The sequence below is a fragment of the Frankia sp. BMG5.23 genome, assembly GCF_000685765.2.
Classification (GTDB): Bacteria; Actinomycetota; Actinomycetes; order Frankiales; family Frankiaceae; genus Frankia; species Frankia casuarinae.
The window spans coordinates 22,044-45,104 of record NZ_JDWE01000004.1; the positions used below are offsets into that span (position 1 = coordinate 22,044).

The following is a 23,061-nucleotide window of genomic DNA, read 5'->3' on the forward strand; positions in this document are numbered from 1 at the left end:
GACCACCCGGCCCGAACGATCCGGCGGGTTCGGTCACCTCACCTCAGCTCACCGGGTTCGGGTGATCCCTTCTCACAGCACCGCGATGGCGGCGATCTCCGGTTCGGTGGGCGACATCAGATACAGGGATGGGACGATGAGCCAGTCGGCGAATCCCCCGTCGCAGGCGTAGGCCTGCGCATGGCCGGGCGACCGGAACGGGCCGATGACTCCCTGCACCTGCCGGGTCCCCTGCTCCAGAACGACGATCGCCCAGCTACCCGTCCGGTCCGGTGCGGGTGTCCCCCACTCCGACTCCGACAAGTCCATCACGTAGTCCATCTGTGCCCCTTCGCGAACGTCCCTCACCGGTATCCACCGAGCCGCGGGGTGGTAAAGAACCCGGGATATCTTGGCGCTTTCGCGCGGCTTTGCGCATCGAAACGCCGGAGGTCGACCTGGGTCGGTCCAGGATCCTCCGCCGGCAACGGCCGGGCGCGGCCCGTTCGTACATCCGTGAGTACATCGCCGAGCCGGCCGGGAGCGGAACGCAGAGGTGTGTGACGAAAATCGAAGTTCCCGCGTGGGGATCCCCTTGGGAGGGAGTAGAAGACGGTGCATTTTCCCGCGCCGACGTTCGGGTGATGTCGTAGGCCGGTACTTTGTCCGCTGCCCGTGCTCTCGGTCGCGCGGCCGCATCTACCGCCGCGCATACCGCCGGTCCGGCGTATCGCTACGGCGGTGGTCGGGATAACCGCCGCAGAGCCCCGGAGCCGCAGAGCCGCAGAGCCCCGGAGCCCGTTTGGTGGCGCCCCTTTGGTGGTGCCCCTCGCGGTGTGCCCCTTTGTGGTGCCCCCCGCGGGGCCTCTTCGGTGCCCCCGCGGCGCCTCGGCGCCGCGGGGGGAGGTTGAATCGGGTAGGTGGGACGCCGGGCGTCGCGTCACCGGCGCGGTCGGGAGTCGCTCCCGACGCAACGTCAGGATTGAGCTGTGCGTCTGCTTTGTCGCTGACTTCTTGCTATCTGGCTATCTGGGGGATCCGTGAGCCGGCGCCGGAGCGACTACCGCACCTGGGAGGAACTGACCAGGGAGGAACGTCGACGCGGGCTGGCGGTTCTTTCCGTGGCCGGGGTCGCGGCGGTGGTCGTGGTGTTCCTCGTCGTCGGGTCCGGTGGCGGGGCCGGTGGCGGGGCCGGTGCGGCGGCACCGCCCACTACCGACGTCAAGGCCCGGCTCACGTCCTGGTACGCCACCACCGCCCAGGTCCGTTCGGAGGTCGTGCGGGCGGTCAACGCGGTACGGGCCGACATTCAGGCGGCGGACGGCATGTCGCTGAAACCGGCCTGCGCCGACCTGGGGCGGGCCGTCGACCGCATCGGACCGCTGGGCCTCCCGCCCGTCGAGAGCGTGAGCAGGAACTGGACCGAAGGCGCCGGTGCCTACGCCCAGGCGGTCACGGCGTGCGGGAACCTGTTCGACGGCACGCCCGTCCCCCCGCCGGTGCTGCTGCAGCGCACGACCGACGCTCTCAACGCCGGTGACGGGCGCTGGACCATGATCGTCGCCCAGATCGGGGCCCCGGCGCAGATCGTTCCCACCGGCTGAGCACCGGCCGGCCGCGATTGCCCGCGCTCGGGCAAGTACGGCCACGCGGCACCCTCGGCTGCCAGAAGGTGATGATGATCGCGCAGTCCTTCTTGACGATCGCGGTCGGCGGGACCTCGGCGTCGGCGGTCAGCGAGATCGCGGTGAGGGTCGGGCCGGCCTTGCGGTCGGTGTCCCAGGTCCGGATGTGATCGCAGAGGCGTTCAGCGAGGGCCTGGCCGTCAGCCCCGTGGCCGTGGGCGCCGATCTCGTATACCGGATCGGGGCCGTCGAGGCGGCGCTTGGCGAGGTAGGCAAGCGAGGAGCCGGCGACCAGCGCGGGGCTCAGGTTCGGGATCAGCGGGACGCACAGATCGGCCTCGACCGCGCCACGGCTGGCGTTGATCCGGCAGACGGCCGGGTCGGTGGCAGTGGCGCGCAGCCAGATCCCGTCGATCGGGTCCTGCGGCCCGATGGTCGTGCCCGACCAGGCGGCGACCCGGGGGTGGCGAAGACGCCGGTGAGGTGGTCCGGGTCGATGTCCTGGTCGACGTCGTAGTGGATCTGGACGAGCGGGTTTTCGTGGAGCGCGGCGACGCGTTCGACGTCCTGACCAATCATCGGGACGAAGCCGCGGAGGAACACCGCGTCCGAGCGCAGCACGTTGTCGCCGCCTTTGACGAACGCGACACCCCGGGTCTGGCCGCGCCAGCGCAACGGCAGGACCATCCGCCCACCGGGGACAAGCTGGCTGAACCAGGCGGGGGTCAGACCGGGCCCTCCGGCCGCGTCTCCCACCCGGAGCCCTCCGGCGGCTCCGACCCGGGCCGAATCCCGGCGCCCACACGTCCGGGATATGCGGGCAGCGCGTCACCGGCGGCTGGAGAGTCAGGCTGGGCAGCCCGTCGCGCATCCGCGCCCCGCGCGCGGACCGGCGCAGATGCTCCGCGCGCGCCCTCCGGCACTCGCCGCAGGACGGGAACAGCGCGTGCACCTCGGGTTGGGGGCCCGTAGGCCCCTCCTCGCCGCAGCTTTCCCCTGCACTCACTTTTTCTGAACCTTCCCAGAGCCGCCGCATCGCGGGCACCGGATCATGCTGGCGCCATCGAAATCCTCGCCCTCGTGCCGCTCAGCGGCCGGGTTGCCCACCTGCCCGCTACTACTGCCCCGCTTGTCCGCGTTCCGCCCGAAGCCCATCCTCCCTCCATCTCCGCCGTCAGCTCATCCGGGAGGGTAGCCCGGCAGATGCGGGCAGGTAGCAAACGTGCCGGATCCGTAACCGACAGGCGGTTCACGCTGATGCCGGTGGCTTTGCTTCCAACGCCCGCCGAGAATGATCGATAACCTCTCCAAGATCCTGAACGGCTGCGATCTTCGGCCACCGGTGGTGCATTTCCCGCCACATCTCGCCTGATCGCTGGATCACGCCACGCGTAGGCCGCCCGTCGAGCACGTCGAGCACGTCGAGCGCGTCGCGAGCCGATGCCGCTGCGGCTATCGGATCGGGGTCGGCGCGATAGAGGAGGGTCCGTGCCAACGTGTTATGGGGTCCGGGTCACCGTCCACGCCACGGTCCTCGGCCACCCGCAGAGGTCCATCTGGCATTGCCCGTGGTGCGCCGGCACGGCCGCACCCCGTGGGCGCCGCCGGTCTGACCGTGAGACATCTGGATATACCCGAGGAGATGTCATGCCGCCCACAACCATGCCCGCGCTCGACTTTGTCGCGTTGGAGATCACTGGCCGGTGTCAGCCTGCGTCCACTGCTACGCGGACTCGTCCCCGCTCGGGGACCACGGGACGTTGAGCACCGCCGACTGGAGTGCGGTGATCAACGACGCCGCCGGCCTCGGTGTCGGCGTGGTCCAGCTCATCGGCGGGGAACGTCCACTCCGCGCCGCTCGACGCGATCCTGTCCGGGGATGCGTTCGGCGCCCAAGTCGAGCATCTCGACCAGCTTCGCCACCCCGGCTCCGGACCAACGGCGTGCCAGCCGAACCCGAAGTGCGGCCCGGCGTCGTCCCGCAACTTCGCGGGGCTGGCGGGTCAGCCGGTCGATGTGCCAGCAGACGATCGCCTGGAGGCGGCCTGCTTTGATGTCGTCAACGAGCCGGTCCCACTCCGGGCGTGGCCGTCCGGAATGGGCACCGACATCCTTGTCCGTAGTAGACGTCCTCGACCGCCCAGCCCTTACGGTCGCAGAGGGGGCGGCAGCCCGGCCTCCTGACGTGAGACTGCTAGCCCTGCGCCTGTTCGGTCCTGGCCGGCTCTGACGTAGATTCCCGCTCTGACCATGGGCCACATATTGACAGGCCCGTGCCACCCAGGCCGCAGTAGCCGCCGGGGTTCTTGGCGTCGGAGAGGTACTGCTGGTGGTATTCCTCCGCATAGTAGAACGGACCAGCCGGGGCGATCTCGGTGGTGATCGCCCCGAGGCCCGCGGCGGTCAGCACCTGCTGGAACGCCTCGCGGCTGGCAGCCGCCGCGGCGGCCTGCCCGGCAGTGGTGGTGTAGATCGCCGAACGGTACTGGGTGCCCGTGTCATTGCCCTGCCGCATGCCCTGGGTCGGGTCGTGCCCTTCCCAGAACACGCGCAGCAGCTCCTCGTAGCCGACCTTCGCGGGGTCGTACACCACGAGGACGACCTCGGTGTGCCCGGTCAGCCCGGAACACACCTCCTCGTAAGTGGGGTGCGGGGTGTGCCCTCCGGCGTAGCCGACGGCGGTGGTGTACACCCCGGGAACCTTCCAGAACGCGCGCTCGGCCCCCCAGAAGCAGCCGAGGCCGAACACGGCGGTCTCCAGCCCCGCCGGGAACGGGCCGGCGAGCGGGGTCCCCAGCACGGTGTGCGGGACGTCGCCCGCGAACACCGGCCGATCCCGGCCGGGAAGGGCCTGCTCGGGCGTGGGCAGTGTCGTCTTGTGACGACCGAAGAACATGGGAAGCCACCTCCGGTGGTTGTCTCCTCGCACAACCGCGCACCGCGGCCACACGTTCCCGCAGCCCGGGACCCTCGGACGCCCCCCAGATACTCTCCAAATGTTCTCCGGAGGTTCTCCGAAGGTTCTCCGGAGGTTCTCCGAAGGTTCATCGAACGTTCGCCGGACGATCGGGGAGCACGCCGCCAGAGAACAAGATCGCTCAGAGAACGAGATCCTCCAGCATCGTCGTGACCAGGGCCGCAATCGGCGATCGCTCGGAACGGGTGAGCGTGACGTGCGCGAACAACGGGTGGCCCTTCAGGGTCTCGATCACCGAGGCGACCCCGTCGTGCCGGCCGACCCGCAGGTTGTCGCGCTGTGCCACGTCGTGCGTGAGCACCACCCGTGACCCCTGCCCGAGCCTGGACAGCACGGTCAGCAGCACCCCGCGCTCCAGGGACTGGGCCTCGTCGACGATCACGAACGCGTCGTGCAGGGACCGGCCACGGATGTGCGTGAGCGGCAGCACCTCCAGCATCCCGCGATCCACGATCTCCTCGATGACCTCGGGGGAGACGAGCGCACCGAGAGTGTCGAACACCGCCTGGGCCCAGGGCGCCATCTTCTCGTTCTCGCTGCCCGGGAGGTACCCGAGCTCCTGGCCACCGACGGCGTACAGCGGGCGGAAAACCACCACCCGGCGGTGCGCCCGGCGCTCCATCACAGCTTCGAGCCCGGCGCACAGGGCAAGCGCCGACTTACCGGTGCCGGCTCGACCGCCGAGGGAGACGATCCCGACATCCGGATCGAGCAGGAGGTCGAGGGCGACCCGCTGCTCGGCGGAGCGACCGTGCAGGCCGAACGCGTCGCGGTCGCCGCGGACGAGCCGGACCTGCTTGTCGGCGGTCACCCGGCCGAGCGCGGAGGCACTCCCCCCGGTGGTGGTGAGGACCAGGCCGGTGTGGCAGGGCAGGTCGGCGGCCTCCAGGATCTCGGTGTACTCGCGGGAGTAGAGCCGGTCGAGGTCCTCCTGGGTGACGGTGAGCTCGGCCATCCCCGAGAAGCCGGTGTCCACCGGGGACAGCGCCTGGTACTCCTCGGCGGGCAGCCCCAGCACCGACGCCTTGACCCGCAGCGGGAGATCCTTCGTGACCAGTACGACGTCGGCGCCCTCGCGGGCGAGGTTCATCGCGACGCACAGGATCCGCGAGTCGTTCGTGTCGACCCGGAACCCCGGTGGAAGCACCGCCGCATCGGTGTGATTGAGTTCCACCCGTAGCGTCCCGCCGTTGTCCAGCGGGAGCGGTTGATCAAGGCGACCATGCCGGATGCGCAGATCGTCCAGGATGCGTAGTGCCTCCCGGGCGAACCAGCCCAGTTCCGGATGGTTCCTTTTGCCTTCCAGCTCCCCTATGACAACGAGGGGGAGCACGACATTGTGCTCCGCGAACCGCAGCAGCGCGCCAGGATCAGAAAGCAGCACGCTTGTGTCGACGACATGCGTTCGTGGCACACGCCCACCCGCTTACTCGGAGGTAGTCCGGGACCGACCCCTGCAGGGGCCGGGCACCGGCCTCCTGGTGTAGTCGCGCTTGCGGCACCGAGGGGCCTCCCGAGAGGTCCGGCACCATGCCGGACCACGGCTTGAGACGCTAGCGCTCCCACGGTAACCGCAGCCCTCGATGATGGCGACCCACTTCCGACAACACGTTACGTTAAGAACTGGAAACGTCTCGCACCCCGGAGTTCCCGTCGCACCCCGATCGGTCACATTGCGTCCGGATCATGACGCGGAGCATCAGCCGCCGCGCGCGGCGCCGTCGGAGGCCGGACCACGAGCGTCCGCCCGAGGAAGCCAGGTCACCGCTCCCTGCTCGGTTCGGAAGCCCCGGGACCTGCGCCGACTCCGGCGACGGGCACCGACCGGGGCAACAGTCACCGACCGACCGGGGCAACAGGCACCGACCGGCCGCAGGTCGCCACCGGATCCATGAGCCCGGCGACCGACGAGAGCCGGATGACCGCGGGCGTGCCGGCCAGAGACACGGTGGGCCGAAACGCGACAGGCCAGAACGTGACAGGCCGAAGCGTGATGGCCGGTGAGGGGTCACCCGAAACGCGACGACCGAGAGGTGACGGCATGAGGCGCGCCCACGGGGGAAACACGACGGAACACCATGGAACACCGCGGGCTATGGAACACCGCGGGCCGATGATCGGACACTCGTTGTCTCGACATGTCATCGAGATCGGATCGAACCAAACCGGGCCCGAAAGAGGGCGCCGACTGGCACCGTCGGGCGGGTCGGAGGAAATTCAGCCAACCGGCTGGGGAATTCCCGGAAATTCACCCGGGGGAGGGATTGATCCCCGGCGAACATGCGGGATCCGCGGGGTGGTCATTATCGGATGGTGCTCCGCTCAGGTGAGCCGTACCGCGACACTCGGTAGGAACGCGGCCCGCCGACGGTGGAACAACGGACGCGACGCGGAGTTACGAACGAGTCCGGCGCCGGGCTGGCCGCCGGGCCGGCGAAGGAGGGCCGAACCCTGCCGACCGGTCGCCACGGGCCGGGCCGGGAGCCCGCCGAGCGGCTCGGCCCGTGGCCGACCCGCTCGGGGGTATCACACGAAGTGGTGCCATGGATGCCCTGCGCTGCCACGGTTGCCTTGTGAGGCGCTGCCACGAAGTGCCGTGCCGGCGGTGCGCTCCCCGGACGGAGCTCGCGGTTGGGTGCGTCAGCCGCTCAGTCTGCGCTGTTCAGCCGCTCGACAAGCGCCTCGTGCTCGGTCCACAGGGCGGCCGGAAGCCGTTCCCCGAACGTCTGGTAGTGCTCGGGGATCAGCTGGGCCTCCTGTTTCCACACCTCGACGTCCACCGTGAGCAGGGTCTCGAGGTCCTCCTCGGCGATGTCGATGCCGTCAACGGGTAGGGCGTCCTTCGTCGGCAGGACGCCGAGCGGCGTCTCCACCCCGGCTGCCGTGCCCTCCAGGCGACCGACGATCCAGGCGAGGACACGGCTGTTGTCGCCGAATCCCGGCCACAGGAACCTGCCCTCCGGGCTCTTGCGGAACCAGTTCACGTAGTAGACCCGCGGGAGCTTCGTCTGGTCGGCCTTCTGCCCGACCTCGAGCCAGTGGGCGAAGTAGTCGGCCATGTTGTAGCCGCAGAACGGCAGCATCGCGAAGGGGTCCCGGCGCAGCTTGCCGATCGCTCCGGCCTGGGCCGCCGTCGTCTCGGAGGCGACGATCGAGCCGAAGAACACCCCGCGCCGCCAGTCGGGAGCCTCGGTGACCAGCGGCACCGCGGTCGCCCGGCGCCCGCCGAACAGGATCGCCGAGATCGGCACGCCGCGCGGATCCTCCCACTCCGGGGCGATCGTCGGGCACTGGCCCGCCGGGACGGTGAAGCGGGCGTTGGGGTGTGCGGCGGGCTCGCTGGACTCGGGGGTCCAGTCGCGGCCCTTCCAGTCGATGAGGTGCGCCGGCGGCTGCTTGGTCAGCCCCTCCCACCAGACGTCACCGTTATCGGTCCTGGCCACGTTGGTGTAGATGGCGTTGCCCCAGAGGGTCCTGACCGCGTTGGGGTTGGTCTGCTCGCCGGTCCCCGGGGCGACCCCGAAGAACCCGGCCTCCGGGTTGACCGCGTACAGCCGGCCGTCCTCACCGAAGCGCATCCAGGCGATGTCGTCACCGACAGTCTCCGCCTGCCAGCCCGGCAGGGTTGGGATGAGCATCGCCAGATTGGTCTTTCCACAGGCCGACGGAAATGCGGCGGCAATGTAGTGGACCTTGCCGGCGGGAGACGTCAGTTTGAGGATGAGCATGTGCTCGGCGAGCCAGCCCTCGTCGCGGGCCATGACGGACGCAATACGCAGCGCATAGCACTTCTTGCCGAGCAGTGCGTTTCCGCCGTAACCCGATCCGTAGGACCAGATCTCCCGGGTTTCCGGGAAATGGGTAATGTACTTCGTCGTATTGCACGGCCACGGAACATCGGCCTGGCCGGGTTCCAGCGGAGCGCCCAGGGAATGGACGGCCGGGACAAAGAAACCGTCCGTTCCAAGCTGCTCGAGGGCGGGCGTTCCCATCCGGGTCATCGTCCGCATGGAGATGACGACGTAAGGCGAGTCGGTGATTTCGACACCGAGGGCCGAGATGCGCGAGCCGAGCGGACCCATGCAGAACGGGACGACGTACATCGTCCGACCCCGCATGCACCCCGCGAACAGGCCCCGGAGCGTGGCCCGCATCTCGGCAGGGTCCAGCCAGTTGTTGGTCGGACCGGCGTCCTCCGCCTGCTCGGAGCAGATGTAGGTGCGGTCCTCCACGCGGGCCACGTCGCCCGGGTCCGAAGCGGCGTAAAAGCTGTTCGGACGTTTCTCGTCATTCAGCCGGACCAGGGTCCCCTGCTCGATCAGAAGGGAGGTCAGCCGATCGAACTCCGCCTCTGATCCATCGCACCACTCAACCCGATCCGGCTGAGTGAGTTCGGCAATCTCGCGCACCCAGGCAACCAGCCTGGCGTGCCTCGTGGGGGCCACGTCCAGCCCCGAAACCTGTGCCGCGGTTGTCACAGCTCACACCTCCGGTCGAGTCGAACCTGCCGCGCTCTCTTCCCATATGCAGGTACCCACTTGAGAACTCGAACGTACTCGTGGACGTTCAGACAAAACCCACAATATAGGGGAAGTTCGAGGCCACGTTCAGGATCATTAGACTGTACCGCGCGTTCCGTCCGCAGTCGCGCGATAGCGAGTGCGCAGAAGCGTCGGATCCATCACGCACCGATACGGACCGACCGCTGCCGTCCAGCTCCGCTTCGTGACGGCGGCAACCCTCGGGTTATCGTTCTCGGCGTGGCTTCCCTCGTACAGCAGCCAGCCGGGCCTCCGCAGACGGACATCGCCTCGCACCCGCGTGACCTGGTGCGACCGCGCATGCGGGGATGGCTACATGCCGGCGCGTTCCCGATCAGCCTGACACTAGGCGTCATTGCGGTGGCACTGGCTACCACGCTGCGTGCCCGGCTCGGTGTCGCGGTTTACGCCCTGAGTATTGCGGCCCTCTTCGGAACGAGCGCCCTCTATCACCGGACGATGTGGTCGACATCACGTGCCCGGGCGCGCATGAAGCGTCTCGACCACTCAATGATCTTTATTTTCATCGCCGGGACTTACACCCCCTTCGCCCTGATCGCGATGCCGCCGACGACCGCTCGGGTGGTCCTGGCGGTGGTGTGGGGAGGGGCGGGACTCGGCGTCGCCATCCGGATGCTGTGGCTGCACTCGCCGCGGTACCTGACCGTGCCGCTCTACATCGCGCTCGGCTGGGTAGCCGTCTTCGTGATCCCGGAGCTCGCCCACCGGGCCGGGATCGCCTCGATGGTACTTCTGCTCGTGGGGGGGGTCTGCTACAGCCTCGGCGCCGTCGTCTACGCCTGCCGGCGACCGGACCCGGCACCCACGATCTTCGGCTACCACGAGGTGTTCCATGCCTTCNCCCTCGTCGCCGCGACCTGCCACTACATTGCGCTGCTCTTCGCCATCTACTAACAGCCTTCCCCCGCACGGCGGCTACCGGGGGCTCCGGCGGCTACAGCCGAGGGCCCACCGAGCGGATCTTCTCCACCTGTTCCATGGCCTCCCGGAGCTGGCGCAGCCAGCTGTCGGCGTTCTCGCCCACCAGACGTACGCACCAGGCGAGGGCCTCGCTGCGGCTGCGCGCCACCCCCGAGTCGACGAGGGTGTCGAGCACCTGGCGTTCCGGCTGGCGCAGCCGGGTCATCACCGGCACGGACAGCGCGGTGAACAGCTCGGTGGTGTCACCGACGGTCGCGCCCCACGCCACCTTGCGGTTGTACCGATGTTCGGCCTTCGTGGCGATGGCGATCCGTTCCTCACGGGTCTGCTCCCGGAACCGCCGGATCCGGGCCCCCGTCGCCGACGGCCCTCCTCCGGGCGCGACGCCGCCGGCCGCGAGTACCCCGATGACCGTGATCTCGTCCCGGTCCACGACCACCGTGGGCATCCCGGCGAACCACCCGGCCGGGATGTGCTCGGCGAACCAGGCTGCGGCGTCGTCCGCCGGAACCACCTCCGCCCGCTCCCCCGGTCTGCCGTACCCCCGTCCACGCGGACCGGACATGACGTGTCCCCTCGATCTCCGATCGGGACCCGCGCGCGGGCCCGGCCTGCCGGCTGATCCGGGCCCGGAGGCCCGATCTGGCACTCCAGAGCGGATCCGAAGAACCCCTCGTGACAATTACATGCTTACCGCACCGCCAGTCTTACCGCATCACCAGCCTTACCGCATCACCAGTGCAACATGCTTACCGCATCACCAGTGAAAGAAGAGGGACGGTCAGCTGGCCACCTTCACCCCGAGTTGGCGGCGCACCTCGGCTGCGGTCCGGGCCGGCAGCTCACAGACGAAATCCCGGCACACGTACACCCCAGCCGTTTCCCGGCCGACGGTCAGCGGTCCGCTGGTCACCACGACCGCACCGGGCGCCGTGCCGAGGCGGGCGAGCCGTTCCAGCGCCGGGCTGTCCACGACCGCGACCTCGGCCGGCCCGGCCAGCAGCGCCTCGGCGACCGCACCGGCCCAACCGGCGAACCGGGCATCCCGGGCCAGCAACGGAGCGACGCGCGCCACCGTCGTCTCGGCGGCCGACCGGTGTTCGGTGGAACCGGTCAACGCCGCGTAGCTGACCAGGGCGCCGGCGACAGCCGCCTGGCCCGACGGGGTCGCCGAGTCCGAGTCGTCCCGCGGCCGGCGCAACAGCACCTCCGCGTCGTCCGCGGTATCGAAGAACCCCCCGTCAGAGGCCGCGAACCGATCACGGACGATGTCCAGCAGCGTCCCGGCGAGCGCGAGCCACTCCGGATCGCCGGTGACCTGGTGCAGGGTGAGCAGTCCCTCGGCGACGTCGCCGTAGTCCTCCAGTACCCCGGCGTTCACGCCAACCCGCCCGTCCCGGCTCGTCCGGCGCAGGCGTCCGTTGACGAGATGCACGTCCCGGAGCAGGACGGCGGCCTGTTCGGCGGCCCGCACCCAGTCCGGCTCGTCGAACAACGCGCCAGCCTCGGCCAACGCCGCGATGGCCAGGCCGTTCCAGGCGGCCACCACCTTGTCGTCGCGAGCCGGCTGCGGCCGGGTCGCCCGTGCCGCGGCCAGGGCCGCGCGGACCGCCGCGAACCTCGCCGGATCGTCCGGGTCCGCCGGCAGGCGCAGCACCGACGTACCACGTTCGAAACTGCCCTGCTCGGTGACGCCGAAGACGCCGGCGGCCCACCGCCCGTCTTCCGGCCCGAGGACGGCGACGAACTGGGCGGGTGTCCAGGCGTAGCTGGCCCCCTCCTCGGGGTGCGCTCCCGCCGGGGCAGCGCTCGCGGGAACGGCATCCGCGGGAACGGCATCCGCGTCGAGCGCCGAGGCGAACCCCCCCTGGGGGGTGCGCAGATCCGCAAGCAGGAAGGCTGCCGTCTCCCGGACCACCCGTTCGGCCAGTGCCGACCCGGTGGCCCGCCACAGGTGCAGGTAGACCCGCAGCAGCAGCGCGTTGTCGTAGAGCATCTTCTCGAAGTGCGGGACCGTCCACGTCGCATCGACGCTGTACCGGGCGAACCCCCCGGCGAGCTGGTCGTAGATGCCCCCACGCGCCATCCGTTCGCAGGTCACCGCGACCATCTCCAGGCTGCGCGCGTCCCCCGTGCGGGCGGAGTGCCGCAGCAGCATCTCGGCGACCATGGACGGCGGGAACTTCGGCGCACCGCCGAATCCACCGTGACGGGCGTCAAAGCGGGCCGACAGCCCCGCCACGGCGGTGTCGAGCAGAGCCGGGGTGATCTCGGCTGCGAGACCGGACGCCGGACCACGCGTCGCCGCCTCGGCGAGCCGGCGGGCGATGTCCGCCCCCGACTCCTCGATCTCGTCCCGCCGGGTCCGCCAGGCCTCGGTGACCGCCGTCAGGACCTGGCGGAACGACCCCATGCCGGGCCGGGGACGCGGCGGGAAGTAGGTGCCGGCGAAGAACGGCTCGGCGGTAGGGGTGAGGAACACCGTCATCGGCCAGCCGCCGTGCCCGGTCAGGGCGACGGTGACGTCCATGTAGACGGAGTCGACGTCGGGCCGCTCCTCCCGATCCACCTTGATGTTGACGAAGTGGTCGTTCATGTACTCGGCGGTCGCGGCGTCCTCGAACGATTCGTGCGCCATGACATGGCACCAGTGGCAGGATGCGTAGCCCACCGAGAGCAGCACCGGCACCCCCCGCCGGGCCGCCTCGGCGAAGGCCGCCGGGCTCCAGGGCCACCAGTCGACCGGGTTGTCCGCGTGCTGCAGCAGGTACGGAGACGTCTGCTCCGCGAGCTTGTTAGGCACCCGAACTCCTCATGATCTGCGTGTCCGCCAGGCCCGCGGAACCCCGTAGGCCTCTGGATATGCAACCAAAGGCGCGCCCAGGTAGTCCGCCCTCATCTCCACGCCGCGCCGACGTGATCGGCGCGCTTCCTCGACCGGCCCGCCGCGCCGACGTACCCGGCGGATAGGCTCGTGGGACCGCACGATCCCCGCCGTCCGCTCGCCCGACCGCCGTCCGTCAGGCCGCCGTTCCCGCCGCGAGAGCGGTGAGAGGGTCGACGTACCAACGAGTTTGGATGGCACGAGCGATGAGTGAGACGGCCGAGCCCGGCGCCCGGACCGGCGCCGCGGACACCACGGTGGCACCGACCGGTGCGTCTGGCGGGATCATCCCGGCAGCCGCGGGCACCGCGGGCGGCGCCCCCGCCGGGACCGGGAGCGTCGAGCCGAGCTTCCGGTACGACGCCCGGCTCGCCGCCGACATCGAGCGGCGCTGGCAGCGCCGGTGGGCCGACGAGGGCACGTTCAACTCGCCGAACCCGGTCGGGCCGCTCTCGACGGGCTTCGAGAAGGTCGCCGGCCGGGAGCCGTTCTACATCATGGACATGTTCCCCTATCCGAGCGGCTCGGGGCTGCACGTCGGGCACCCGCTGGGGTACATCGGCACCGACGTGTTCGCCCGCTATCTGCGGATGTCCGGCCGGCACGTGCTGCATCCGTTCGGATACGACTCCTTCGGCCTGCCCGCCGAGCAGTACGCCATCAACACGGGCCAGCATCCCCGCGACACCACCAACGCCAACATCGCCAACATGCGCCGCCAACTCTCCCGGCTGGGGCTGGGCCACGACACCCGCCGCGAGATCGCGACGACCGACGTGGGCTACTACCGCTGGACGCAGTGGATCTTCCAGCAGATCTTCAACAGCTGGTACGACCCGCAGGCCGGCCGGGCCCGGCCGATCGCCGAGCTGATCGAGGAGTTCGCCGCGGGCACCCGGGCGCCGGTAGCCGGCCCCGCCGGGGGGAACACGGCCGTGTCGGTTGACGCGGTCCGGGCGGCGAACCCGGCCGGGCTGGCGTGGACCGAACTCGACGAGGTGTCCCGCCGGAAGGTCGTCAACGCGCACCGCCTGGCCTACATCTCCGAACAGCTGGTCAACTGGTGCCCGGGGCTGGGCACCGTGCTGGCGAACGAGGAGGTCACCGCCGACGGCCGCAGCGACATCGGGAACTACCCAGTGTTTCGCCGGCCGCTGAAGCAGTGGATCCTGCGGATCACCGCCTATGCCGAGCGGCTGATCTCCGACCTCGACCTGGTCGACTGGCCGGACTCGATCAAGCAGATGCAGCGCAACTGGATCAGTCCGAGCGAGGGCGCCAGCGTCGAGTTCACCGTCGTCGCCCCCGGCGAGGAGGCAGGTGCGTCCGATCCGTCTGGCTCATCGACCGCCCGGCGTATCGAGGTCTATACCACCCGCCCGGACACCCTGGCGGGGGCCACCTTCCTGGTACTCGCGCCCGAACATCCCCTGGCCGACGCCCTGATCGCCGACACCTGGCCGGCGGACACCCCGGTGAGCTGGCGCTTCCCGGCGGGACGGCCGGGCGGCGGCACGGAACCGGCGGACACCGCCGGGCCGGAGGCGGGCGCCGATCCGGCGTGGACCCCGCGAGCCGCCGTCGACGCCTACCGGGAGTTCGCGGCCCACCGCAGCGACCGGCAGCGCGGCGAGGAGGTCATCGACCGCACCGGCGTGTTCACCGGCTCGTACGTGCGCAACCCGGTCGGTGGCGGGGTCATCCCGGTCTTCCTGGCCGACTATGTGCTGCTGGGCTACGGCACCGGGGCAATCATGGCGGTACCGGCGCACGACAGCCGGGACTTCTCCTTCGCCCGCGCGTTCGACCTGCCGATCCCCGCCGTGCTGGAGCCGGACGCGGACTGGTACGCCGCGCACGGGGTAGTGCCCGCGACTCCATCAGCGCAGTGGCCCGAGGCGTTCAGCGGTGCGGGCGAGTATCGGCCCGGTCCGGCCGGCGCCCCGGTGCTGGTCGGCCTGTCGAAAAGCGAGGCGATCAAGGCCACGGTTCACTGGCTGGAGGAGATCGGCGCCGGCAGGTCGGCGCGGTCGTACCGGCTGCGGGACTGGCTGTTCTCCCGCCAGCGGTACTGGGGCGAGCCGTTCCCGATCGTCTTCGACGTCGACGGGCTGCCCCACGCGGTTCCCGACGAGTTGCTGCCGATCGAACTGCCGGAGATGACCGACTTCCGGCCCACGGCGATGGCCGAGGACGACGCGAGCGACCCGGTGCCCCCCCTGGCCCGGGTGGCCGACTGGGTGACGGTCACCCTGGATCTCGGCGACGGGCCGAAGCAGTACCGGCGCGAGACGAACACCATGCCGCAGTGGGCCGGTTCGTGTTGGTACTACCTGCGCTACCTGGACCCGACCAACACCGAGCGCTTCGTCGACCCGACCGTCGAGCGCTACTGGATGGCCAGGCCGGGCGCGGTTCCCGGCGACGGCGGCGTCGATCTGTACGTCGGCGGTGTCGAGCACGCCGTGCTGCACCTGCTCTACGCCCGGTTCTGGCACAAGGTGCTCTACGACCTGGGCCACGTCTCCACCAAGGAGCCGTTCAAGCGGCTGTTCAACCAGGGATACATCCAGGCGGATGCCTTCACCGACGCCCGGGGCATGTACGTCCCGGCGGCCGAGGTGACGGCGACCCCCGACGGCCGGTTCCTCTTCCAGGGCGCCCCGGTCAACCGGCGCTCGGGCAAGATGGGCAAGAGCCTGAAGAACAGCGTCAGCCCGGACGAGATGTACGACAGGTTCGGCGCCGACACGCTGCGCGTCTACGAGATGGCGATGGGCCCGCTCGACGCTGACCGGCCATGGCACACCGACGACATCGTCGGTTCGCACCGGTTCCTCCAGCGGCTGTGGCGCACCGTCGTCGACGAAACCACCGGGGCGGCCGCCGTCGTTGACGAGCCGTTGGACGGCGAGGCTCTTCGCGTCCTGCACCGGACGATCCTCACGGTCACCGCCGAATACGCGGGGCTGCGGTTCAACACCGCGGTCGCCCGGCTCATCGAACTAACCAACTTCGTCAGCAAGAGCTACGGGAAATCCCCCACCCCCCGCGCGCTCGCCGAGCCGCTCACCCTGATGGCGGCCCCGCTGGCCCCGCACATCGCCGAGGAACTGTGGTCCCGCCTCGGTCACGAGGAGTCGGTCAGCACGGTCGCCTTCCCGATCGGGGATCCGGCGCTGGCCGCCGAGTCGGTCAGGACGATCCCGGTCCAGGTGAACGGGAAGGTCCGGTTCACCATCGAGGTTCCGGACGGTTCAGCGGAGCAGACGGTTCGCGATCTGCTCGCCGCACATCCCGAGTTCGCCCGGCAGACCGATGGTCGGACGATCAAGAAGATCATCGTCGTGCCCGGTCGGATCGTGAATATCGCCATCTCCCCCGCCTAGCCGGGGTCTGCGGCAGCCGCCTACCGATCGCTCCCCGCGGAGCCCGCGGGGGGTCCAGGCTGGGTCGGCAGGTCCAGCTGCTCGCCGCCACCCGCCAGGCCCGCCGTGCCGCCGGCGCCGGCGGTGCCGGCGGTGTCCTCGACGACCTCCCCGTCGATAACCGGCCCGTCTCCACCGTCCAGCCGGCGCATCGCGTTCGGATCAGGGTCGACGCCGGCGAACTCGCCGCTGGCGACGTTCGACCGCATCCGGCGCAGGCTCTTCGAGAGGAAGAAGAAGATCACGCTGGAGGCCGCGATCAGTGCCAGGACGACGAGGAGCCCGACGGCTCCGGCGTCGATCTTCCTCTCGACCAGCACGGAAGCGGCGAAGACCTCGTTCACGGGCACGTCCTCACACCTGGTGTCCTCTGGTGTCCGCCACACCTGCTGTCACCGCCCGCCACGGGGACACTCCACGACGGGCGCCGATTCCGACCCTACGCCCTGCCGTACGAGTCCTCCGCCTCCGCGGTCACGCACCGTTGACTAGATCACATACTGTTCGAAAAGTCACATGCCATCCGAAAAGTCACATGCCACCTGAAAGGTCAGGTTACCGGAGAGTCACACGCCGTTGAACAGATCGTCTTCGGGCAGCATGCCGACCTCGATAAGAGAACGGGCCAGCTGGTAGTCCTCTGTCGGCCAGGCGTCCCGCTGCACCTCCAGGGGTATCCGGAACCACCATCCGGTGGGGTCGACCTGGGTGGCGTGGGCGATCAGTGCCCGGTCGCGGGTCTCGAACCAGTCCGCGCACTCCACCTGGGTGGTGAGCCGACCGGTGTCCTCGGCGCGGTCGACCCACTCGGCCAGCCGCTCGGCATAGGGGGACTCCAGACCGCGGGCCATCATCTCCTCGTGGAGAGCGAGGACGCGCTCCTTGTGGAAGGTGAGGTGGTAGTAAAGCTTGAGCGGCTGCCAGGGTTCGAGGCCGGCGTCGACACCGACCTCGGGATAACGGTCGGGATCACCGGCCGCCTCGAACGCCTCCACACTGACCCGATGGGTCATGATGTGGTCGGGATGCGGATACCCGCCCGACTCGTCGTAGGTCGTGATGACCTGCGGCCGGAACTGACGGATCAACCGGACCAGCGGACGGGCCGCCTCGCCGAGCGCGATGGTGGCGAACCGCCCGTCCGGAACAGGCGGCGGCGGATCGCCCTCAGGCAGTCCGGAGTCGACGAAGCCGAGCCACTCCTGGCGGACCCCGAGGATGAGCCGGGCGGCCTCCATCTCCTGCCTGCGGATCTCCGCCATCCGGGCGGCGACACCCGGCTGGTCCATCGCGGGGTTGAGGATGCTGCCCTCCTCTCCCCCGGTACACGTGACCACGAGGACGTCGGCGCCCTCGCTGGCGTAACGTGCCATGGTGGCGGCGCCTTTGCTGGACTCGTCATCGGGGTGGGCGTGGATGGCCATCAGGCGCAGGCCATGCCGATCGTGGACCGCGGGCATGCGGCCCATTGTTCCTGATGCCTCGACGTTGCTGATGCCTCGGCCTTCCTGATGCCTCGACGTTGTTCCGGGCTCACCGGTCTGGGTGATCCGACCTCGTCCGAGGAACCGCCGGGGCCCGCCCCGCGTTCGGTCTGGAAAAGTCACCCAACGCCGTGGCACAATGCACCGTCCGCGCATGCTTCGACGGCAGGCCTGCCGTCGACCGGCGCACCGACATCGTCGTCGGCCCGGTCCGGAGGGCCGATGGACGACGGCCGGTTCCGTCGTCCTCCCACCCCTGCGTGAAGCATGCGTGGTCGAGGTCGAAGGCAAGGGCTGTCGGATCACCCGTAAGGGCTGACCCGCCGGTCCGGAGCTTCCGGGCGGTCCAGACGCCGCCAGAGCCACCAAGCCCGACATCGGATTCCTTGATTCATTTTGGTATGATGACCCTTTTGATGTTCACCGAGGAGCGTGACCCGCGTGACGCAGCAGACTTGGCTCACCCAGGAGGCATACGACCGGCTCCGCTCCGAGCTCGACTACCTGACCGGCCCGTGGCGTACGGAGATCGCGACCAAAATTGAGGCTGCCCGCGAGGAGGGCGACCTCAAGGAAAACGGCGGCTACCACGCGGCCAAGGAGGAGCAGGGCAAGCAGGAGGCCCGGATTCGCCAGCTCACGGACCTGCTGCGCGACGCCCAGGTCGGCGAGGCACCCGCGGCGACCGGCGAGGCCGGCCCCGGCACCGTCGTCGAGGTGCGCTTCTCCGGCGAACGGGAGACGGAGAAGTTCCTCATCGGCTCGCGTGAGGACCACAGCACGCCCATCGAGGTCTTCTCCCCGGCGTCCCCGCTAGGCGGCGCGGTGAGCGGGCACAAGGCGGGCGAGACCGTCTCCTACACGCTGCCCAACGGCCGTTCGGCCAAGGTCGAGATCGTCTCGGTGTCGCCCTACTCGGGCTGACTACGCCAGCAGCGGACGAGCGCCGGCCCGGCTGCACGGGTGGCGGCGTCGGCGTACCGTCAACGGGTGGAGGATCTGCCGGCACAGCCCAGTCATTCCATACCACCGACCGTGCCCCCGACCGTGGCATCTGCGGTCCACCCGCCGACGGCCGCCGCCCCGCAGTTCACCACCCTGGGTGGGCTGCGCCGCAGCGGGCACGCGCACCGCCCGGTGCGGACGGAGCTGCGCGACAACCTCGTCGCCCTGATGCAGGGCGACGGCCCCCGGTTCCCGGGCATCGTCGGTTTCGACGAGACCGTCCTTCCCCAGGTCGAGCGGGCCATCCTGGCCGGTCACGACATCGTCTTCCTCGGCGAGCGCGGGCAGGGCAAGACCCGGCTCATCCGCACTCTGGTGAGTCTGCTCGACGAGTGGTCGCCGGCCGTCGCCGGCTGTGAGATCAACGACCACCCCTACGCGCCGGTCTGCGGCCGATGCCGGGCGCTGGCGGCCGATCTCGGTGACGCGCTGCCGGTGGTCTGGCGGCACCGCGGCGAGCGGTTCAGCGAGAAGCTCGCGACCCCGGACACGAGCGTCGGCGACCTCATCGGCGACGTCGACCCGGTGAAGGTCGCCGAGGGCCGCACGCTCGGCGATCCCGAGACGGTCCACTACGGGCTGGTGCCACGCACCAACCGCGGGATCTTCAGCGTCAACGAGCTGCCCGACCTCGCCGAACGGATCCAGGTCGCGCTGCTCAACGTGCTGGAGGAGCGGGACATCCAGGTCCGCGGCTACCTGCTCCGGTTGCCGCTGGACCTGCTGCTGGTCGCCTCGGCCAACCCCGAGGACTACACCAACCGGGGGCGGATCATCACGCCGCTCAAGGACCGGTTCGGCGCCGAGGTCCGCACCCACTACCCGCTGCACCTCACCGACGAACTGGCGCTGATCCGCCAGGAGGCGGTGATGTCCTGGGCGGGGTCCCCGCTCGGCGCACCGGAGATACCCGATCACCTGGTGGAGATCGTGGCCCGGTTCACCCGGCTGGTGCGCGACGCCCCCCAGGTCGACCAGCGCTCGGGGGTGTCGGCCCGGCTGTCGGTGGCCGCGGCCGAGACGGTGGCGGCTTCGGCGGTCCGCCGCGCGGCGCTGACCGGCGAGGAGACGCCCACCGCACGGGTGGTCGACCTCGCCGCGATCGTCCCGGCGGTACGCGGCAAGGTCGAGTTCGACCAGCTGGAGGAGGGCCGGGAGGACGAGGTCCTCGCGCTGCTGTTGCGCCGCGCGGTGGCCGAGACATTCCGGGCAAGGCTGGCCGGCGCGGACCTCACCGGCCTGCAGGCCCGCTTCGACGCGGATGGCCCGGTCGAGACCGGCGACCTGGTAGCGGCGGCCGAGCTGCTGCGCCGGGTCGGGCCGGTGCCCGGGCTCGCGGCGATCCTGACCAGGCTCGGCGTGGACGGGGCGGAGTCGCCGGGGCTCGCGGCGGCCGCGCTGGAGCTGGCGATGGAGGGACTGCACCTCAACCGCCGGCTGGCCAAGGAAGAGCTTCCCGGACGGACCGTCTACGGCACCTGACCCGGCGGCACCTGGCCTCGGCACGGAAGCTTCCAGGAGGAACAGTGAATTCCGGAACATTCCGGTATGGCCCGTGGGACGGCGGACCCGACCCACTCGCCTCTCCCTTCACCGCGTCCGACGCCCTGGATGAGATGTCCCGCCAGATTCTGGAGGGACGCACCCCGCGGGAGGCTCTGGAGTCGCTGCTGCGCCGGGGCATGCCGGGCCGGCGTGGTCTGGACGACATGCGCCGGGCCGTCGAGCGGCACCGGCGGGAGGCCCGATCCCACGGCCGGATGGACGGGACACTCCAAGAGGTCCGCCGGCTGCTCGACACCGCCGTGGGCCAGGAACGGGCGGCGCTGTTCCCCGACCCCTCCGACGACGCCCGGCTGCGCGAAGCCGAGCTGGACGCGCTGCCCGCGGACCCCGCCCGTGCGGTGCGCTCGCTCGCCGAGTATGACTGGCGGTCCCCGCCGGCCCGCGAGACGTACGAGAAGATCTCCGAGCTGCTGCGTCGCGAGGTCCTCGATTCCCAGTTCAAGGGGATGAAGCAGGCCCTGGAGGGGGCCACGCCCGAGGACTTCGCCCGGATCCGGGAGATGGTCGGCGCGCTCAACGCCCTGCTGGAGGCGGACGCCCGCGGTGAGGACACCGACGAGGCGTTCGCCCGGTTCATGCGGGAGTTCGGCGACTTCTTTCCGGAGAACCCCGGCTCGCTGGAGGAACTGGTTGACGCGCTGGCCCGCCGGGCCGCCGCCGCCGCGCGGTTGCTGGCCGGGCTCACCCCGCAGCAGCGCTCCGAACTCGCCGATCTGATGTCCACGGCGATGGAGGACCTGGGGCTCGCCGCGGAGATGTCACGACTGGCGCAGGCGCTGCGCGCGTCCCGACCTGACCTCAACTGGGGTGGACGGCTGCGGGGGCGGGCCGGCCGGTTGGGCGACGGCCTGAGCGGCGAGGAACCGCTCGGTCTCGGCGACGCCACCACCGCGCTGGAGGAGCTCGCGGAGCTGGACGAACTGGCCGCCGCGCTGGGGCAGGACTACGCCGGGGCCTCCCTGGAAGACGTTGACCCCGAGGCGGTGGCCCGGGCGCTGGGCCGGTCCGCCGTCGACGATCTGCGAGGGCTGCAGGAGATCGAACGGGAGCTGGAGCGGCAGGGATTCCTCACCCGCCGGGCCGGGAGCCTCGAGCTCACCCCGCGGGCGGTGCGCCGGATCGGGCAGGCCGCACTGGCCCGGATCTTCCGGCAGGTCTCCGCCCGGGGCCGCGGGGATCACAGCGTGACCGACGCGGGTTCCGCCGGGGATCTGCTGGGCACCTCCCGGGCCTGGCAGTTCGGCGACACCCAGCCGATCGACGTCGTCCGCACGGTCCGCAACGCGGTGCTGCGCGGCGGTCCGCCCGGCCGGGGCCACCCGATCCGCCTGGCGGTGGCCGACTTCGAGGTCGCCGAGACGGAGCGCCGCGCCACGGCGGCGGTGTGCCTGCTCGTCGACCTGTCCTACTCGATGGCGCTGCGGGGCACCTGGGGCATCGCGAAGTCGACGGCACTCGCGCTGCACACGCTCGTCAGCACGTCGTTCCCGCAAGACAAGATCCACATTGTCGGCTTCTCGGACTACGCCCGGGAGCTGCGGCCGGTCGAGCTCGCCGGGCTCGACTCCGAGATGGTGCAGGGCACGAACCTGCAGCACGCCCTGCTCATCGCTGGCCGGTTGCTGAGCCGCTACCCGCAGTCGGAGCCGGTCATCATGGTGGTCACCGACGGTGAGCCCACCGCGCACCTGCTGCGCGACGGTACTCCCTCGTTCTCCTGGCCGCCGATGCCCGAGACCCTGGAGCTGACCCTGGCCGAGGTCGACCGGCTCACCCGGCGCGGCGTGACCGTCAACGTGTTCATGCTCGACGACGAGCCACGGCTGGTGCAGTTCGTCGAGGAGATAGCCAGACGCAACGGCGGGCGGGTTCTCTCACCCGATCCCGCCGCCCTCGGCAACTACGTCATCCGGGACTACCTGCGGGCCCGGGGCAGGCACCGCACCGCCCGCTGACCGCCGCGCCACCCCGCCCGGCTCGGCGGCGAGGCGTTCCCAGAACTCGACCGCGAGCTCCTCGTAGCCGAGCCCGAGATCGAGGGTCCGGCGCAGCGACCAGGCCAGGGCGCCCGCGGGCAGCGCGATCAGGGAGCGGTACACCTCCAGGTGAGCGCGATGCGCCGCCGCCTGGGCCCGCGCGAGCCGGCTGACATCACCCGGCCGGCCCAGATCGGCGAATGCCAGCTTGAGCAGGCCGGGATCGCGCAGCTCGGTGCGCCCGGCCTCCGGGACGGTGAGCCACGCGGCCAACCTGCTCCGGCCGGCGTCGGTCAGGCGAAAGATCCGCCGCCTGCGGCCGGACTCCTCCCGTTCCTCCGAGAGGAGTCCGGCCGCGGCAAGGCGGGGCGGCTCCTTGTAGAGCTGGGCGTGCGGAAACGACCAGAAGTTACCGATCGAGCCGGCAACCGCGACCTTGAGCTCGTACGGAGTGGCGCTGCCACGCCGCGCCACCTCCCCCAGGACCAGATACGACACCGGCGTCAGCGCGATTCCAGCCATGGTCTCGATGATATGGCTTGAATGATACGGGTTGAATGATACGGGTTTATAGGTACCGTCTCTTCCGGACTATCTAGCACCTAGCCGTCTTACCCCTACAGCCCTCTCCAACCGGCCCATGGAGAGGGGTCG

General features: G+C 70.3%; 17 protein-coding genes. 6 read left to right on the top strand and 11 right to left on the bottom strand.

The features are described 5' to 3' along the window. Positions 1-72 precede the first annotated feature (72 nt). Entirely contained in the window at positions 73-348 is a 276-nt protein-coding gene (locus BMG523DRAFT_RS02745; RefSeq protein ID WP_131728894.1) for a hypothetical protein, read from the bottom strand. A gap of 671 nt (positions 349-1,019) precedes the next feature. Between BMG523DRAFT_RS02745 and BMG523DRAFT_RS02750 the strand changes: the two genes are divergently transcribed. Continuing rightward, positions 1,020-1,583, top strand: coding sequence for a hypothetical protein (locus tag BMG523DRAFT_RS02750; protein WP_023840089.1), 564 nt, complete (start codon positions 1,020-1,022; stop codon positions 1,581-1,583). A gap of 336 nt (positions 1,584-1,919) precedes the next feature. Here BMG523DRAFT_RS02750 and BMG523DRAFT_RS02755 read toward each other — a convergent pair whose 3' ends face one another. The 5 genes from BMG523DRAFT_RS02755 to BMG523DRAFT_RS02770 form a co-directional block, all read right to left on the bottom strand. Further along, entirely contained in the window at positions 1,920-2,360 is a 441-nt protein-coding gene (locus BMG523DRAFT_RS02755; protein ID WP_023840087.1) for a hypothetical protein, read from the bottom strand. Between the two features lie 1,071 nt (positions 2,361-3,431). Beyond that, entirely contained in the window at positions 3,432-3,884 is a 453-nt protein-coding gene (locus BMG523DRAFT_RS27175) for a recombinase family protein (RefSeq protein WP_349256624.1), read from the bottom strand. Further along, positions 3,799-4,500 carry a peptide-methionine (S)-S-oxide reductase MsrA gene (gene msrA / locus BMG523DRAFT_RS02760; protein ID WP_011438269.1) on the bottom strand — a complete coding sequence of 234 codons (702 nt, stop codon included), beginning with the start codon at positions 4,498-4,500 and terminating at the stop codon, positions 3,799-3,801. The genes BMG523DRAFT_RS27175 and msrA overlap by 86 nt, the downstream gene beginning before the upstream one ends. 202 nt (positions 4,501-4,702) lie before the next feature. Then, on the bottom strand, positions 4,703-5,995 hold the full coding sequence (locus BMG523DRAFT_RS02765; protein ID WP_011438270.1) for a PhoH family protein: 1,293 nt from the start codon (positions 5,993-5,995) through the stop codon (positions 4,703-4,705). A gap of 1,234 nt (positions 5,996-7,229) precedes the next feature. Further along, a complete protein-coding gene (locus BMG523DRAFT_RS02770) occupies positions 7,230-9,059 on the bottom strand; it encodes a phosphoenolpyruvate carboxykinase (GTP) (RefSeq protein ID WP_011438271.1) in 1,830 nt (609 codons plus the stop codon). Between the two features lie 363 nt (positions 9,060-9,422). Between BMG523DRAFT_RS02770 and BMG523DRAFT_RS02775 the strand changes: the two genes are divergently transcribed. Further along, entirely contained in the window at positions 9,423-10,037 is a 615-nt protein-coding gene (locus tag BMG523DRAFT_RS02775) for a hemolysin III family protein (protein ID WP_043590283.1), read from the top strand. A gap of 40 nt (positions 10,038-10,077) precedes the next feature. Here the strand turns inward: BMG523DRAFT_RS02775 and BMG523DRAFT_RS02780 are convergent, their stop codons facing one another. Both BMG523DRAFT_RS02780 and BMG523DRAFT_RS02785 read right to left on the bottom strand, forming a co-directional pair. Then, a complete protein-coding gene (locus BMG523DRAFT_RS02780; protein ID WP_011438273.1) occupies positions 10,078-10,629 on the bottom strand; it encodes a hypothetical protein in 552 nt (183 codons plus the stop codon). A 216-nt stretch (positions 10,630-10,845) separates the two neighbouring features. After that, the gene (locus BMG523DRAFT_RS02785; protein WP_011438274.1) at positions 10,846-12,867 is read right to left on the bottom strand and encodes a thioredoxin domain-containing protein; all 2,022 of its coding nucleotides are present in this window, start codon (positions 12,865-12,867) and stop codon (positions 10,846-10,848) included. A gap of 275 nt (positions 12,868-13,142) precedes the next feature. On the opposite strand from BMG523DRAFT_RS02785, the gene BMG523DRAFT_RS02790 reads away from it, so the two are divergent. After that, positions 13,143-16,337 carry a leucine--tRNA ligase gene (locus BMG523DRAFT_RS02790; protein ID WP_152987813.1) on the top strand — a complete coding sequence of 1,065 codons (3,195 nt, stop codon included), beginning with the start codon at positions 13,143-13,145 and terminating at the stop codon, positions 16,335-16,337. Between the two features lie 20 nt (positions 16,338-16,357). Here BMG523DRAFT_RS02790 and BMG523DRAFT_RS02795 read toward each other — a convergent pair whose 3' ends face one another. Continuing rightward, a complete protein-coding gene (locus tag BMG523DRAFT_RS02795; RefSeq protein ID WP_043590285.1) occupies positions 16,358-16,720 on the bottom strand; it encodes a hypothetical protein in 363 nt (120 codons plus the stop codon). 222 nt (positions 16,721-16,942) lie between these two features. Then, positions 16,943-17,836: a mycothiol conjugate amidase Mca gene (mca, locus tag BMG523DRAFT_RS02800; RefSeq protein ID WP_232234877.1), complete on the bottom strand. Its 894-nt coding sequence runs from the start codon at positions 17,834-17,836 to the stop codon at positions 16,943-16,945. A gap of 465 nt (positions 17,837-18,301) precedes the next feature. On the opposite strand from mca, the gene greA reads away from it, so the two are divergent. The 3 genes from greA (at position 18,302) to BMG523DRAFT_RS02815 (ending at position 22,386) form a co-directional block, all read left to right on the top strand. Then, positions 18,302-18,784 carry a transcription elongation factor GreA gene (gene greA, locus BMG523DRAFT_RS02805; protein WP_011438278.1) on the top strand — a complete coding sequence of 161 codons (483 nt, stop codon included), beginning with the start codon at positions 18,302-18,304 and terminating at the stop codon, positions 18,782-18,784. A 123-nt stretch (positions 18,785-18,907) separates the two neighbouring features. Then, positions 18,908-20,347 (top strand): magnesium chelatase, encoded by a 1,440-nt coding sequence (locus tag BMG523DRAFT_RS02810; RefSeq protein ID WP_173645785.1) that lies wholly within the window; start codon positions 18,908-18,910, stop codon positions 20,345-20,347. 44 nt (positions 20,348-20,391) lie between these two features. Then, positions 20,392-22,386, top strand: coding sequence for a VWA domain-containing protein (locus BMG523DRAFT_RS02815; RefSeq protein WP_011438280.1), 1,995 nt, complete (start codon positions 20,392-20,394; stop codon positions 22,384-22,386). Here the strand turns inward: BMG523DRAFT_RS02815 and BMG523DRAFT_RS02820 are convergent. After that, positions 22,306-22,929 carry a PadR family transcriptional regulator gene (locus BMG523DRAFT_RS02820; protein ID WP_011438281.1) on the bottom strand — a complete coding sequence of 208 codons (624 nt, stop codon included), beginning with the start codon at positions 22,927-22,929 and terminating at the stop codon, positions 22,306-22,308. The genes BMG523DRAFT_RS02815 and BMG523DRAFT_RS02820 overlap by 81 nt on opposite strands. Between the last annotated feature and the right edge of the window lie 132 nt (positions 22,930-23,061).

What these genes read in the sequence shown, in the direction of transcription:
- msrA (WP_011438269.1), bottom strand. Translation starts at nt 4,500, where the DNA reads ATGTTCTTCGGTCGTCACAAGACGACACTGCCCACGCCCGAGCAGGCC.
- BMG523DRAFT_RS02780 (WP_011438273.1), bottom strand. Translation starts at nt 10,629, where the DNA reads ATGTCCGGTCCGCGTGGACGGGGGTACGGCAGACCGGGGGAGCGGGCG.
- BMG523DRAFT_RS02790 (WP_152987813.1), top strand. Translation starts at nt 13,143, where the DNA reads ATGGCACGAGCGATGAGTGAGACGGCCGAGCCCGGCGCCCGGACCGGC.
- mca (WP_232234877.1), bottom strand. Translation starts at nt 17,836, where the DNA reads ATGCCCGCGGTCCACGATCGGCATGGCCTGCGCCTGATGGCCATCCAC.
- BMG523DRAFT_RS02820 (WP_011438281.1), bottom strand. Translation starts at nt 22,929, where the DNA reads ATGGCTGGAATCGCGCTGACGCCGGTGTCGTATCTGGTCCTGGGGGAG.